Source organism: Flavobacterium columnare (genome assembly GCF_014844295.1).
Taxonomy (GTDB): domain Bacteria; phylum Bacteroidota; class Bacteroidia; order Flavobacteriales; family Flavobacteriaceae; genus Flavobacterium; species Flavobacterium columnare.
Genome location: NZ_CP054494.1, coordinates 1,600,406 through 1,615,953 on the forward strand (window position 1 = coordinate 1,600,406; position 15,548 = coordinate 1,615,953).

12 protein-coding genes are annotated in these 15,548 nt (G+C 33.4%); 4 read left to right on the forward strand and 8 right to left on the reverse strand.

All coding sequences use genetic code 11. From position 1 onward, the window contains the following. Positions 1–7: 7 nt before the first annotated feature. From HUE53_RS07010 to HUE53_RS07040, 7 genes are all read right to left on the reverse strand, one after another. Positions 8–706 carry a hypothetical protein gene (locus HUE53_RS07010; protein ID WP_192188821.1) on the reverse strand — a complete coding sequence of 233 codons (699 nt, stop codon included), beginning with the start codon at positions 704–706 and terminating at the stop codon, positions 8–10. An 18-nt stretch (positions 707–724) separates the two neighbouring features. Next, a complete protein-coding gene (locus HUE53_RS07015) occupies positions 725–1,438 on the reverse strand; it encodes a hypothetical protein (protein ID WP_192188822.1) in 714 nt (237 codons plus the stop codon). 24 nt (positions 1,439–1,462) lie between these two features. Beyond that, the gene (locus HUE53_RS07020; RefSeq protein ID WP_097609408.1) at positions 1,463–1,975 is read right to left on the reverse strand and encodes a thioredoxin family protein; all 513 of its coding nucleotides are present in this window, start codon (positions 1,973–1,975) and stop codon (positions 1,463–1,465) included. 90 nt (positions 1,976–2,065) lie between these two features. Then, entirely contained in the window at positions 2,066–2,827 is a 762-nt protein-coding gene (locus HUE53_RS07025; RefSeq protein ID WP_014165914.1) for a succinate dehydrogenase/fumarate reductase iron-sulfur subunit, read from the reverse strand. Between the two features lie 93 nt (positions 2,828–2,920). After that, a complete protein-coding gene (locus HUE53_RS07030) occupies positions 2,921–4,930 on the reverse strand; it encodes a fumarate reductase/succinate dehydrogenase flavoprotein subunit (protein WP_192188823.1) in 2,010 nt (669 codons plus the stop codon). A 19-nt stretch (positions 4,931–4,949) separates the two neighbouring features. Continuing rightward, complete coding sequence (locus HUE53_RS07035; protein ID WP_014165912.1) at positions 4,950–5,780, reverse strand: succinate dehydrogenase cytochrome b subunit; 831 nt, start codon at positions 5,778–5,780, stop codon at positions 4,950–4,952. Between the two features lie 155 nt (positions 5,781–5,935). Then, positions 5,936–8,599 carry a VPS10 domain-containing protein gene (locus tag HUE53_RS07040; RefSeq protein WP_192188824.1) on the reverse strand — a complete coding sequence of 888 codons (2,664 nt, stop codon included), beginning with the start codon at positions 8,597–8,599 and terminating at the stop codon, positions 5,936–5,938. Between the two features lie 87 nt (positions 8,600–8,686). On the opposite strand from HUE53_RS07040, the gene HUE53_RS07045 reads away from it, so the two are divergent. The 4 genes from HUE53_RS07045 to HUE53_RS07060 all read left to right on the forward strand — a co-directional run bounded on the left by HUE53_RS07045 (position 8,687) and on the right by HUE53_RS07060 (position 12,744). Next, positions 8,687–9,259 carry a Crp/Fnr family transcriptional regulator gene (locus HUE53_RS07045; protein ID WP_014165910.1) on the forward strand — a complete coding sequence of 191 codons (573 nt, stop codon included), beginning with the start codon at positions 8,687–8,689 and terminating at the stop codon, positions 9,257–9,259. A gap of 108 nt (positions 9,260–9,367) precedes the next feature. Continuing rightward, the gene (locus HUE53_RS07050) at positions 9,368–10,660 is read left to right on the forward strand and encodes an aminopeptidase P family protein (protein ID WP_065212869.1); all 1,293 of its coding nucleotides are present in this window, start codon (positions 9,368–9,370) and stop codon (positions 10,658–10,660) included. A gap of 197 nt (positions 10,661–10,857) precedes the next feature. Continuing rightward, the gene (locus HUE53_RS07055; protein ID WP_014165908.1) at positions 10,858–11,925 is read left to right on the forward strand and encodes a DUF2891 domain-containing protein; all 1,068 of its coding nucleotides are present in this window, start codon (positions 10,858–10,860) and stop codon (positions 11,923–11,925) included. Positions 11,926–11,961: 36 nt separating this feature from the next. Next, the gene (locus HUE53_RS07060) at positions 11,962–12,744 is read left to right on the forward strand and encodes an alpha/beta fold hydrolase (RefSeq protein ID WP_014165907.1); all 783 of its coding nucleotides are present in this window, start codon (positions 11,962–11,964) and stop codon (positions 12,742–12,744) included. On the opposite strand, the gene HUE53_RS07065 is transcribed toward HUE53_RS07060, so the two are convergent. Then, positions 12,741–15,500 carry a PD-(D/E)XK nuclease family protein gene (locus tag HUE53_RS07065; RefSeq protein ID WP_065212867.1) on the reverse strand — a complete coding sequence of 920 codons (2,760 nt, stop codon included), beginning with the start codon at positions 15,498–15,500 and terminating at the stop codon, positions 12,741–12,743. The genes HUE53_RS07060 and HUE53_RS07065 overlap by 4 nt on opposite strands. Between the last annotated feature and the right edge of the window lie 48 nt (positions 15,501–15,548).

Sequence of the window (15,548 nt, forward strand, 5' to 3'; positions counted from 1 at the left end):
TTGTTTTTTAGAACCCAAATTTAAGAATTTGTTGGTCAAAAAGTTCCATAGGATTTACTTTCTCAAAAGCTAGTTTCAAAGGGGCAAAATTTTTCACTTCAGTTTCTGAGGGCATATCCTCTTTCATGGTATTTACTTGCGTCATTTCAATCTTACCAGTCATCACCTCATAACTAGCAATGGTTTGCCCTCCAGCCCCTGCATGAAAACTTTCCATTGACTTAAGAAATAATCCTCCATTTTCAAATTGAAAAATAATAGTGGTCGTACCCGAAGGCCCCAGTCCCGAAAGCTCCATCATCAACTGATTTTCCACTATAGATATGGTTTCGGAGTCATAAATTTTATATCCTTCACCACTATATTCAACAGGAAAGACTTGTTCTGACTGCTGGAACAACTGCCTTCCTTTTTCCTTATCACCCAAAAACACTAAGGTCTTTCTAGCCCTAGTATCGTCTTCTGTATTTCTAAGCACATAAGCATAATCTTTTAACCCATCTTGATTCAAATCGCCATCACATTCGTACTGAATTTCAAAACCCTCGGGAATATACTCTTGAATAGCATTTTGAATTTGCGGAGGATTAGGGTTTTCTTTAGCTACTTTAGGTTGAGGCTTAGCAACCTCTGCAATGGGTTTATCGTTTTTACAGCTTCCTAGCAAAAAACAAAGCATAGAAATACTGAATATAGTTTGTTTCATCGTTTAATTAGTTAAAGTTTACGGAAATAGCTCTAAAACATCATTCCCTAAATCGTAAGCGTACAAATCGTCTTTTTCAGCATCATAATACAACCATTTAATTTTAGTTGTTCTACCTTCAAAAGAAGTACCTAAACCTATAAGCGTATAGGTTTTGCCTTCACGTACTTGCTGTTCAATGGAATACTCTAACGCATCTCCTGCTTCAAGATGTGCCTTTAACAGTCCATCATCAGAATTAGCCACATAATATTCGACCCAGTTATATAGTTGTTTCAAATATCCTTCGGAATATTCGTTTTCATTAAACCAATGGTATTTGAACTCTTTTTTGTAAGTTTTACGAAATTGAGACAGTTTTCCTTCCTTTATTTTCTTAAAGGAAACCAACCACTCCGCCTGCTCAGGTGTTTCACCATCTCCTGCAATATAAATAGTGTCTATTTTCCAATGCACTTCTACTTTATCTCCTCGAAGTAATGTTCTATCGTCGTTAGTATCATTGATAAAACTGTATATTTTAGCCTCCTTTCTGAAATTTATCAGATGATAATCACCTTCATCATTATAACTAACAAATTCAAAAACATCTGAAAATAACTTAGAAGCTTGCGTTTTATTTATCTTGGAGGATTGCTCTTGTGGTTCTTTTTGTAATGCAACTGTGTTGTCCTTGCAACTGTACAAACAAACAATCAACAAGGTTACGAAAACATTTTTTAGAAATTGCATATATTAGTTTAGTTTTTAGTGAGCTTAATTAGAAGCATTTGATGCTAAAAATGTCTTTACTTTTTCAAAGCTATAGCCCTTTCCTTCTTCTAAAGAACCTGTTTCTTGCACCTTGACCAATTTACCTGAAGCCTCTAAAATCATAAAAACGGGGTAACCGTGTTTTTCTCCAGGATTGCCCTCATATTGACTAAAGAACTTTTCGTTTTTATTCTTAGGAGACCAATTCAAATGATAATACAAATAATTGGCATCAACCAGTTGTTTCAATGCCTCATTTTTATTGATAAAATCATTCAATCGCAAACACCAAATACACCAGTTTCCTCCTACTTGAATTAAGACTTTCTTGTGTTCTTTTTGAGCAACAGCCAGCAATTCTTTTACTTTAAGTGAGGCATCTTCCTCTTCATGATACGGTTTGGCTAAAACCGCTTTTTCCTGTTCGACTTTCTTTTTAGCTTCTGCTTTTTCATCGGTGGTTTGAGCGAAGTTAGCTTGACCTATTAAAAGCAAGCACAAGATTAACTTTTTCATTTATAAAAAAATTTTACGTGAATATACTAAAAAAAGAAAACCCTTTCAGTCAAGATAGACCGAAAGGGTTATAAACTTATGTTAAAGCGATTATTTCAAACTCGCTTTTAAGTATTCACTATTCATACGAGCGATATTTTCTAATGAAATACCTTTTGGACATTCGATTTCACAAGCTCCTGTATTTGTACAGTTACCGAATCCTTCTTCATCCATTTGGCGCACCATATTCATTACACGCTGTGTAGCTTCTACCTTTCCTTGTGGTAACAAGGCATATTGAGAAACTTTTGCTCCTACGAATAACATGGCAGAACCATTTTTACAAGTAGCCACACAAGCACCACAACCAATACATGCCGCTGCTTCGAAAGCTTTGTCAGCATCTACTTTAGGCACAGGAATTGCATTTGCATCAATCGTATTACCAGAAGTGTTTACAGAAACAAATCCACCCGCTTGTTGAATACGATCGAAAGCTGTTCTGTCTACTACTAAGTCTTTGATTACAGGGAAAGCTTTACTTCTCCATGGCTCTACATAAATTGTATCACCGTCGTTAAACATACGCATGTGTAACTGACACGTCGTAATTCCTGTATCAGGTCCGTGCGCACGACCATTGATAAACATAGAACACATCCCGCAAATTCCTTCGCGACAATCGTGGTCAAAAGCAATAGGTTCTTTCTTTTCAGCGATTAATTGCTCGTTTAATTGGTCCATCATTTCTAAGAATGAACTATCAGTAGATACATTGTTTAGCGAATAATCTACCATTTGTCCTTTGTCAGAAGCTTTTTTCTGACGCCAAACTTTTAATTTTATATTGATGGTTTTCTTTGATGCCATAATTTTATTTTTTAAGTGATTAGTGACTAGTAAAAAGTGATTAGCGCAATCTAAACTTCTATTTACTTTTCACTATTTACTTTTTACTATTTACTACTTATAATTACGAGCTGCAATTTTAATGTATTCGTATTTCAACTCCTCTTTATGCAATACCGATTTATTAATGTCTGCCCCTTGGTATTCCCATGCGCCTACGAATGCGAAGTTTTCATCATCACGTAAGGTTTCTCCTTCAGCATCTTGATACTCTTCACGGAAGTGACCTCCACACGATTCTTTACGTTGTAACGCATCCATTGCCATTAATTGACCTAATTCCATAAAGTCAGCTACACGTAATACTTTTTCTAACTCCGTATTCATTTCATCAGCAGCACCAGGAACATACACATCAGCATAAAACTCTTTTCGTAAGGCATCAATTTCAGCAATGGCTTCCGTTAAGCCTTTAGCGTTACGCCCCATACCTACTTTATTCCACATAATAAGTCCTAGTTTTTTATGGAAGTAATCAACCGATTTAGAACCATTATTGTTTAAGAACGCATTAATTTGGTCTCTAACGTTTTTCTCTGCTTCAACGAATTCAGGTAAATCAGTAGAAATTGCCCCTGTACGAATTTCATCTGCTAAATAGTTAGAAACTGTATAAGGTAATACGAAATAACCATCTGCTAACCCTTGCATTAAAGCGGATGCTCCTAAACGGTTGGCTCCGTGGTCAGAGAAGTTGGCTTCACCCGCTACGAAACATCCTGGAATAGTAGATTGTAAGTTATAATCAACCCATACACCACCCATAGTATAGTGTACTGCTGGGTAAATTTTCATTGGGGTTTCATAAGGATTTTCATCCGTAATTTTTTGGTACATGGTAAATAAGTTACCATATTTTTCTTCTAACCAAGCTTTTCCTAAAGCAACAATTTCCTCTTGCGAAGGATTGTGATTTCCTTTAGCATAAGCCGCTTGCTTACCTTTTGCGATTACCTCAGAAGCAAAATCTAAGTAAACCCCTTCATTCGTGTCGTTAGCTTCAATACCAAAACCAGCATCACAACGCTCTTTTGCTGCACGAGATGCTACGTCACGAGGCACTAGGTTACCAAAAGCAGGGTATCTTCTTTCTAAGAAATAATCTCTATCTTCTTCAGCAATTTGAACGGGTTTTAATTTCCCTTCACGAATTGCTTCTGCATCTTCTTTTTTCTTTGGAACCCAAATACGACCTGAGTTACGTAATGATTCCGACATTAAGGTTAACTTTGATTGATTGGTTCCGTGAACTGGAATACAAGTTGGGTGAATTTGCACATAACAAGGATTTGCAAAATAAGCCCCTTGTTTGTGGATTTTCCACGCTGCCGTTACGTTACTTCCCATTGCGTTAGTTGATAAGAAATATACGTTTCCATATCCACCAGATGCAATGATTACGGCATGCGCTGAATGTCTTTCAATTTCACCTGTAATTAAGTTACGAGCAATGATACCACGAGCTTTACCATCAACTTTCACTAATTCTAACATCTCGTGACGGTTGTACATTTTTACACGTCCTAAACCAATTTGACGAGATAAAGCAGAATAAGCCCCTAATAATAATTGCTGTCCTGTTTGACCCGCCGCATAGAATGTACGTTGTACTTGCGTACCCCCAAAGGAACGGTTGTCTAACATACCTCCGTATTCGCGAGCAAAAGGAACCCCTTGTGCCACACATTGGTCGATGATATTACCTGAAACCTCAGCTAAACGGTGTACGTTAGCCTCACGAGCACGGTAGTCACCCCCTTTGATTGTATCGTAAAATAAACGGTATACTGAGTCACCGTCATTTTGGTAGTTTTTAGCTGCATTTACCCCTCCTTGTGCTGCAATAGAGTGCGCACGACGTGGTGAATCTTGGAAACAAAATGCTTTTACATTATATCCCATTTCTCCTAAAGAAGCAGCAGCCGAAGCACCTGCTAAACCTGTACCAACAACGATAACATCGATTTTTGGACGGTTGTTTGGAGCAACTAATTTTAAATTATTTTTATGATTTGTCCATTTCTGAGAAATGTGACCTTCAGGTATTTTAGAATCTAACTTCATATCTTATATAGTAAGCTGATTATTTAACAAAGTGAATATAAACCGGAATGATAGCAAACAATAATGGAACGATGATTGCAAATAATTTTCCGAATGTTTTGATAGCTGGCGTGAATCCGTTGTTAACTCCTAACGATTGGAAAGCACTTTGGAATCCATGTAATAAGTGGAAAGCCAATACAGCCATAGCTAACACATATAAAATAGTAGCAATCAAACCAAAAGAAGGGTTTTTGAAGAACTCAATCGTGATTTTGTGTAAATCTTTGTAGCCTTCACCTACTTTGATGTTTGCCATTTTGTTGTAAATATCTTTCCCATTTTTGATTTCCATCCCTTGTTGCTCTAACAACATCTTGTCCGCTGGGAAAAACTGACCTGCTTGTGTACCAATGATGTAGTCTGCTTTTTGCCCCATTTGTTCAACAGTAATCGTTTGTAATGGCATTTGTGAAAAGTGCATTTTAGCCCAAAAATTAGCCATGTGCGTAATGATAAAAACCAATATCAAGGTTCCTAAAACTGCCATATTTCTTGATGCCAATGAACTACTGTTTTGAGGACTGCTCATTGCATAAGCTACAGGACGTGCTTTTTTGTTTTGAATGGTTAACATAATCCCATCCACCGCATGGAATAGGATTGAAAAATAAGTTACATAAGAAAGTAATTTTACCGCTGGATTGGTAGTCATAAATAACGCATACTGATTAAACTGTAACGCATCGCCAAAGATTAACTGTAAGTTACCCGCTAAATGACCAGCCAAAAACAAGCATAAAAATAAACCTGTAAGAGCCATCCAGTATTTTTTTGCAATAGATGACTTTAGAAGTGCAGATTTTGCCATAGTATTAGATTGATTGTATAGTTTTATAAAAAATCAAGCAAAAATAAAGGAATTTAGGGGTAAATACAACCTAGCAAATGTTATTTATAATGAATATAAAAAGGAACTTCTTAAAAAAACAAAGGATTTATAACAATATATCCAAAAACGCTGAATTATTTAGAAGCTACAATTTCTATAACAGTTTCTTCTCTTATTTCCTGTGATTCTAAGACTAATTGATACTTAGATATGGGTAAATAAAATTGATTATTTTTTGCTTTTTCGATTTTTATATTTGGATCTTTTTTCTTCCATTTTTCAACTATGGATTCTGGCAATTGAAAATTATGATCTACTTTGTTCAATCCTGGCATTGCTTCAATTTCTTGTAAAAAAACAATTTGATTAACGCTGTTTTTTAGTTTTAATTTGACTTTTCTCGTTTTATTTGAATAAAACCAAAATTCTGTTTTAGGTTCAAATGTCTTTTCCCAATTACTCCAAGCACTTCCCCAGTGTTCATTTCTAACGATTGGTTTTGTTGGGTAGAGTATAATATTTTTCGTATGTGTTTGGTCATTTATTTGTTGTACTTTTTCTACATTTACTTTGTAAAGTGAACGTCCGTGTGTACCTACAATTAAATCATTTGATTTTTTTTGTAAAACTAGGTCATGTATAGCAACTTTTGGCATACCTGATGTAAAATCTTGCCAGACTAAACCTCTATCTAAGGTAATATATAAACCATTATCTGTTCCTACGTACAGAATATTTTCATTTTTATAATCTTCTACAATAACATTTACTGGACTATTTGGCATATTAGATGCGATAGGTTTCCAAGTTTGTCCATAATCATCTGAAATATAAATCATGGTTGTAAAAACATCGTTTCTATATCCATTTAAGGTAGCATATACTCTTTCTTTAGTATGAATTGATGCTACTATTCTGGATACCCAAAAATTTTGGGGTAAAGAGTTGGATATTTTACGCCAACTGGCTCCTCCGTCTTTTGATATATGTATTAAACCGTCATCACTACCTGTATACAGCAATCCAAATTGTAATTTACTTTCGGATATAGTGGTAATAGTACCAAAAGTTATGTTTCCTTCTTTAGCTTTTTTTGTTAAATCGGGCGAAACAATTTCCCATGTATCACCTTGATTCATTGAACGATGTAAGAAATTAGAGCCCATATATAATATATCTTGATTATGAGAAGATAATAAAATAGGGGTTTGCCAATTAAAACGATAAGGTTTTTCTTCTTTATTGGGTTTAGGTGTTATGCTTACTGATTTGTTTTTAGCTCTATCAATTCTTTGGTAATATCCAAATTGAGAACCTGTAATGATGATATTAGGGTTTCTATTATCAATCTGGACTTGCATTCCATCTCCTCCTGACAAAAACTGATACGGATATATCCCTTCTTGTTGCCAATCTAAAGAATGTTTATAATCATTAGGTCCAACCCAAACGCCATTATCTTGTAATCCTCCATATACATTATAAGGTTCTTGTTCGTCTACATTTACAGTATAAAATTGACCTACTGCTTGATTATTACATTTTAACCAATTTTTTCCTGCATCGTATGAAATATTTACACCTCCATCATTTCCATTAATGATATGATTAGAATTATTAGGATTTATCCAAATTACATGATGATCTGCATGTACATTATCTCCTTGTATGGATCTAAATGTCTTTCCTCCGTCTTCCGATAATACTATGGGAACACCTCCTGTAAAAATACGATTTGGATTTTTTTTATCTACGGCAATATTTGCAAAATAATAACCGTAGGTATAAAATAAATCATCTATATATTTTTCATTCGTTTTTTTCCAGGTTTTTCCACCATCTTCTGTTTTATACACTTCAGCTCCTATTACCTCTGTTTCTAACAAGGTTTGATTAGGGTCTTTTGAATTTATTTTTTGTACACTAGGTCGTTTGTTTTGATTATCTAAAATAGCGTATATAACATTTTCATTGTAAGAAGCTAGACCAATACGTCCTATCCCTTCATTATGGGGAAAGCCGTTATCTCCATTAGTCACACAATGCCAAGTGGTGCCTCCATCCGTGCTTTTGTAGATTCCAGAGGAGATGCCACTACCCGAAAAGTGCCACGCTTTTCTATCACGTTGCCAGACGGAAGCGTATTGAATGGAAAAGTCATTAGGCGCATAAGTAACATCAATAACACCTGATTCATCATTTGCAAATAATGTTTGCTTCCATGTTTTGCCTCCATCGAGGGTTTTAAAAACACCTCTTTCATTATTTTTAGTATATAAATGACCAATAACTCCTACTATAATTTCATCTGAATTATCTGGATTTATAAGAATCTTACTGATATGATGTGATTCTTTTAATCCTACATTTTCCCAAGTTTTACCTTTGTCTTTAGATTTTAACAAGCCTATTCCTACATAAGAAGAACGAGATGAATTAGCTTCCCCAGTACCTAACCAGATTGTTCCTGATTTCCAATCAACTGATACTGCTCCACAATTTTGTGTTGGAGCAGTATCTAAAACAGGCTCAAATGAGTTTCCATTATTATTTGTATACCAAAGTCCTCCTGAAGCATAAGCCACATAAAACTCCGTTGGGTTTTGAGGATTAACGGCAAGATCCACCACACGACCGCTCATAATAGTAGGACCTATATTTTTAAAAATAAGCGATTTAAACCAAGAAGTTTTTTCTAATTCTTGTTTTTGTTTCCATGATTTATGAACTTCGTCACTATTTGTTTGTGTGTAAAAAACAGTTGATATAAACAAAAATAAGGGAGTATAGAATTTCATTTATGCAATTGATTTAAGATTTCTATAAAAATAATACAATAAACCTTTATAAATTTACAACTTGGAGAAGTTTAACTTTTACAGTCTATGGTTCAAACTAATAAACTACTTACTACAAACGATATTGACTTTTCAGATGTTATAAAACAATTTCAAAGTCATTTCAAACCACTGTACTTAAAAAAGAATACGTTTTTTGTGGAACAAAACGAAATCTGTCGCTTTTTTTGTTTTATTACTTCTGGAATCTTACAACATGCTATAGAAATAGATCATGAAGAAAAAACAACTTATTTATCTCTAAAAAATACTTTTACAGCTTCGCTAAAGAGTTTTTTAACCCAAAGTCCTTCTCGAAAGCACATCAAAGCACTTGTAAACACAGAACTATTGGTGATATCTTTAGAGGATTTTATGAAACTGAAAGAGGAAAATCCTGTTTTTAATCAATTTTATTATGACCTAATCGAAAGACAAAGTTGTTTAATTGATGATTATCGCATTGATTTATTGGCTTTAAGTCCTGAAGAACGATATAAAAAACTTTTAGAAAACGAACCTAAATTATTAAATGAAGTTCCTTTACATTACTTGTCCTCTTTTTTAGGAATTTCAAACAGGCACATGAGTAGAATAAGAAAGAATAGTTTGCAGCGGTAGTAACAAATACTAGAGCTCATAACTAATATTCAAATTAAAAATTACGCCATTTGGCTACTTATAAATAAAATCCGTTTGAGTACTTTTGGTTATCTAAAAAATATACCAATGAAATACTTACCAATAAACCGAGAGCTGTACATCAAAAATCGTAAAAACTTTATGGCTCAGATGAAATCAAACGGAGTAGCTGTATTTAATTCTAATGACATCTATCCTGTGAGTGCTGATAGTACTTTACCATTTGCACAACACCGTGATATTCTTTTTTTATCGGGTGTTGATCAAGAAGAAAGTATTCTAGTATTATTTCCTGATGCCCCTTATGAACATTTAAGAGAGATTTTATTTTTAAGAGAAACCAATGAGCATATTGCCATCTGGGAAGGAGAAAAATTAACCAAGGACCGTGCTTTTGAAATTTCAGGGATCAAATCTGTATACTGGTTACAAGATTTCCATAAGGTATTGAAAGAGGTGATGATGTATGCGGATACAATGTACATTAACACGAACGAGCACTATCGGGCAAGTGTTGAAACAGAAACTCGTGAAGACCGCTTTATCAAATGGTGGAAAAACGAATATCCAGCGCATAAAGTTGAAAAATCAAATCCTATTCTACAAAGATTACGTTCTATAAAAGATTCTATTGAATTAGAATTAATACAAACTGCATGTAATATTACAGAAAAAGGAGTTCGTCGTATACTAGGTTTTGTAAAACCTGGCGTAACAGAATATGAAATTGAGGCAGAATTTGCTCACGAGTTCTTACGAAACCGTTCTAAGGGTTTTGCTTATACACCAATCATAGCTTCAGGTGCTAACGCTAATGTATTGCATTATATAGAAAACAACCAAGTTTGTAAAGATGGCGATTTATTATTGTTAGATGTAGGGGCTGAATATGCTAATTATTCATCTGACTTGTCACGTACTATTCCTGTAAATGGTCGTTTTACTGAAAGACAAAAAGCTGTTTATAATGCTGTTTTAAAAGTAAAAAACGAAGCCACTAAATTATTGGTTCCAGGTGCTTTATGGAAAGAGTATCATATAGAGGTTGGTAAAATAATGACTTCTGAACTATTAGGCTTAGGCTTATTAGATAAAGCGGATGTTCAGAACGAAAATCCAGATTGGCCCGCTTATAAAAAATATTTTATGCACGGCACCTCACACCACATGGGGCTAGACACACATGATTATGGTTTGTTACATGAACCTATGCAGGCAAATATGGTATTTACTGTTGAACCAGGTATTTATATTCCAGCGGAAGGTTTTGGTATTCGTTTAGAGGATGATGTAGTTATTCAACCATCTGGTGAACCATTTAATTTAATGAAAAACATTCCTATTGAAGCGGATGAAATTGAGAGTTTGATGAACGCTTAATTTTTAAATAAGAAAAAAGGGAGGTGTCCTAAAAGAACGCAATCTTGTCATCTTGTATTTGCAAAGAGAGGCTTGAACGAAGTGAACAGACGAATCACATAGTACGATCCGATCGTAGAAGTGGCAAACTAGATGTTAAGTTACGCTTTTTAGACACCCCTTTTTTATATATTTACCAAAATAAAAAAGCAATAGAAATGAAATATCTTGGAATTTTACTTATATTCTTAGTCCCTTTTTCTTTACATTCTCAAGAAAAATTAACGCAAGATCTAGCTTTAAAGCTAAGTAAAATGCCATTGCATTGCATCAACACTCAATTTCCAAACAAAACCAATCATCTTTCAGATTCTGAGAAAGACGCTCTTTTATTACCGAAAGATTTACATCCTTCCTTTTATGGTTGTTTGGATTGGCACAGTAGCGTACATGGTCATTGGATGTTGGTCAAACTTTTAAAAGATTTTCCGTCCATTGAAAACAAAAATGAAATAATAAACATTTTAAATCATTCTTTTCAAAAAGATAAAATTCAAATAGAATCTGAATATTTTGGAAAATATACTGCTTCAAAAGGATTTGAAAGAACGTATGGTTGGGCTTGGCTTTTAAAATTAGATTTAGAATTAAGTACTTGGAATAACGATTTGGGACAAAAATGGCATCAGGAATTACAACCGCTTACTCAAAAAATAGTAACCCTTTGGAAAGAATATTTACCCAAACAAACCTACCCTAATCGTACAGGAGTACACCCTAATACAGCTTTTGGGTTATGTTTTGCTTATGATTGGGCTCATCACAACAAGGAACATGCTTTTTTAAATTTAATCATTAAAAAAAGTAATGATTTTTATTTAAAGAATGTTCAAATCCCATCACATTTAGAACCGGATGGTTCTGATTTTTTTTCACCAAGCTTACAAGCTGCTGACTTAATGACCAGAATACTTTCTACTAAAGAATATCAAACTTGGCTAACAAAGTACTTAACAAAACAGGGGATCGAAAGACTATGCCAATCTCCTACTGTGAGTGATAGAAACGATTACCAAATAGTACATCTTGACGGATTGTCTTTCAGTCGTGCATGGAATATGAAAAAAATTGCCAAAAAATTACCCGATAATAACAAACTAAAGCTGAGGTTAAACACAACCGCTAACCAATTCATCAATACATCTTTAAAAGTTATTTTTGATGGTGGATATGGCGGCGAACATTGGCTGGCTTCTTTTGCTATTTACGCTCTTTCTATAGAGTAAGTGGAATTATAACGACTACTTTGCTACTTTTGTAACATGAATTTCATTACTTACAAAAATACAAAAATTGCTTATTCCAGTCACGGAAACGGTTCAGCTATAGTTTTACTTCATGGTTTTTTAGAAAATTCAACGATGTGGGATTTTTACAAAGACGAGTTCTCTAAGGAATATCAAGTGGTTTGTATTGATTTATTAGGTCACGGAAAAACTGAATGTATAGGGTATATTCACACCATGGAAGATATGGCAGAAGTGGTGTTTGCTATTTTATCTAATTTAAGTATAAAAAAAGCAACTCTTGTAGGACATTCTATGGGAGGATATGTTTCTTTAGCTTTTGCAGAAAAATACCCTGAAATGATGAGTGGTTTGGTCTTATTAAACGCCACAGCTTATGCGGATGATCACGAGCGCAAAATAAATCGTAACAGAGCTATCAAAATGGCACAGAGAGAATACAATTCTTTAGTACAAATTTCTGTAGCAAATTTGTTTAGTACGGAAAACAGAGAACAACTTAGTGATGAAATAAACCGAGTAAAATCGGAAGCACTTAAAACTCCTCTACAAGGTTATATTGCTTGTCAGGAGGGAATGAAAATAAGAAAAAATCGTGTCAAGATTTTACAAACCGCATTCTATCCTACGTTACTCATTTTGGGAAAAAAAGATGGCATTCTTAATTACAATGAAAACATTAAACAATTAGAAGATACTTCAACTGAATTAGTTTCTCTGCCCGATGGACACATGAGTCATATTGAAAATAAAGAGGTATTAGGTCCTCTCTTAATAGACTTTTTTAAAAAATGTTAAACCACAGTTTCTTCAAAAGCTATTTCAGGATTCAAAATCGCTAAAATCAGTTGAATTAATTCTGTTTTAAAACTTTCTAGAATTTCTGTCGTAATCTGGGTTTTAATTTCTTTTTCTACCTTAAATCCAAAAGGCATAAAACCTGCTTTCATATTTTTAAATGATATAATTCCTACTTCCAATGGAAATTCATTTAATTCCTTTTGATACATTAAGGCATAACAAAGCAATTGAATAATTTTTTCATTTTTCAAATCAGTTGTCAAACCATCCCATAAAGTAATTTTAAGCCCATTTGCTTCAACTTTTCCTGTTTTATAATCAATAATCCTTACCGCATTATTTCGAACCTCTATTCGGTCTACATTTCCTGATAATTTAACGATATAAGGTAAACGTGGATCTTCAATTTCAACCATCAAAGTGGTTTCTAATTTTAGAACCTTTATTGTATCTCCTTCCTGTACATTTTTTTTTTCTTGTTTGAGAAAATTGGAAACATTTCGTTTGGCTACTTCATAGGCTAATAGGTTTTTCCCTTTTTGTACTTCCCCTTCTTTATAAACTGCTTTAAATTGTTTGTAAACCTCATCATCAACAGAAATTAACATTTGTTGTATGCTTTCTTCTGTCAGGTATTTATCTAAATAAGGTTTATACAATTCCTCTAAAGTCTGATGAATAATAGTTCCTAAAGTATTGAGTGCTATATTTTCTTCTACCTCTTCACTTTCTCGGATTGACAAGATACGTTGAAAATAAAATTGAATAGGATTTCGTATATAAGCGGTTAAAGCAGATGGTGAAAAACCTTTGTTGGAAGCAATTTCATATAATCGTTGCATTACTGCTTCTGATTTTTCAATTCTCATGGGTTGATAAGCAATAGTTGGAATTTCGGGTTGCATGGTTTTAAAAACCAACTGATGATTGGGTTGTTTTTCAACCTGCAATTGGGTTATAAATCGGCTTTTTTCACCTCCATCTAAACCCTCATTTTCTGTATTATAGATTAAAAAAATGTTTTTAGCACGCAGGATCAAATGGTAAAAGTGATAGGTATAAATGGCATCTTTTTCTTTAAAGGTAGGCAATCCTATTTCTCGCTTTACATCGAACGGAATAAAGCTATTGGTAGATTTACCAGCAGGAAATTTTCCTTCATTCATAGAAGTAATGATAACTGTTTCAAAATCTAAAACACGGCTTTCTAATACTCCCATTATTTGTAAACCCGACAAAGGTTCTCCTTCAAAAGAAACTTCTGCTAAATCAATTATTTGTTTATAAATAGAGTATAATGCAGCTGACGACTGTACAAAATCATTTTTTTCACAATAGGAAATCAGTTTATTAATGACTTTATAGATGGCATATAAGAATGTCTTGGCAATTTTATCTTCTTGTGTATTATCAGAAAGACATTGTTTTATATGTAATAGTATAAAACCTAATCGTTGAGCAACAACCAATGGCTTTTCGTCCCACCTTTCAAATAATAAATTAAACAAATCGGATGGGTTAGTATGAAGAGAGAGTAAACGTTCTTGAGTAATAAAAGTAAGATTATTCTTTTTTATTATCTGGATTAAATCTTTTGCTTTTACAAAACTCTCAATAATAGGATTTGATAAAACATCTAGTATATCTTTGTAATAAAATACATAACTCGTAGCATTTCGTTGAATGGCATTAGTGTGCATTTTAAAAAGTTTGTTCAATAAAATTTGTATTGGGTTATTCCGAGCAGAATATCCCATTGTAATATTTAAACTGGAAACTTCTTCAGGTAATGAATGCAAGGTAGGAACTAATAAATTTTCATCTCCTAAAACCAAAGCTACTTTATTAAGTGAATTAGGATCTGTACTTACTATATTTTGAATAATATTAGATACAATTTTAGACTGCCCAATTGATTTTGATGAACCGATGATTTCTATTTTTTTTTCTTGTGAAAACTCATCTATAATCCAATCCAAAGGATTGTTTTTATAATGTCCCCATTGCATTTTAAATTTACGAATGAAGAGACCCGCATCGTGATGTGGATCGTTTAAAAAAACACGATCTATATCCCAAAGGATTTCAGCTTTATCAATAGCCACCAAATGTTGAATTATTTTTTCTTCTGCCTGATTAAGTGCGTTAAATCCTGCGAAAATTAGTTTTTGAGCTTTTAATTGTTGCGCAAAAAACTCTAAGTTTTCAACGGCTTCTTTATAAATTAATCCTTGATAACCAACCCCTTTAGAAAGGAGCGATTCATAATATTTTTGATAATAATTAGGAACTTTGTCCCAAAATAAAATTTGTTTATGAATTAATTCTGTTTTTTGATTGGGTTCTAAATTCCAACGTTTTAAAACTTCTATTTCTTTTAAATAAGAAAACACATAATTGGGTTTAATCAAATAACGATCAATTTCGTTAAAATCTTGCAATAGGATTTTGGCCCAATTAGAAAACTGTTCAAAATCTTGTCGTTCATCTATTGGGGTTATTTCAAGATAAACATCATAAAAAGCAAATAGCAACTCTATGTTATCTAAAGGACGAATTCCTGCTAAGTCTTGTATAAATTCTTCAATACTTATAATAGTGGGTGCAAATGCATATTGGGAAAAATATTGTTTTATCTTATCTAATAAAAAAACTCTTGCCCTTTTATTAGGTAAAACTATTACAATGTTTTCTAAATCATTTGAGTGATTATTAAAAAGGAAAAGAGTCAGCTTATCAAGAAAAGTAATCATGTGCTAAAAATAAAAAAACGCCTCGAAAATTGAGGCGTTTTTAAAGAA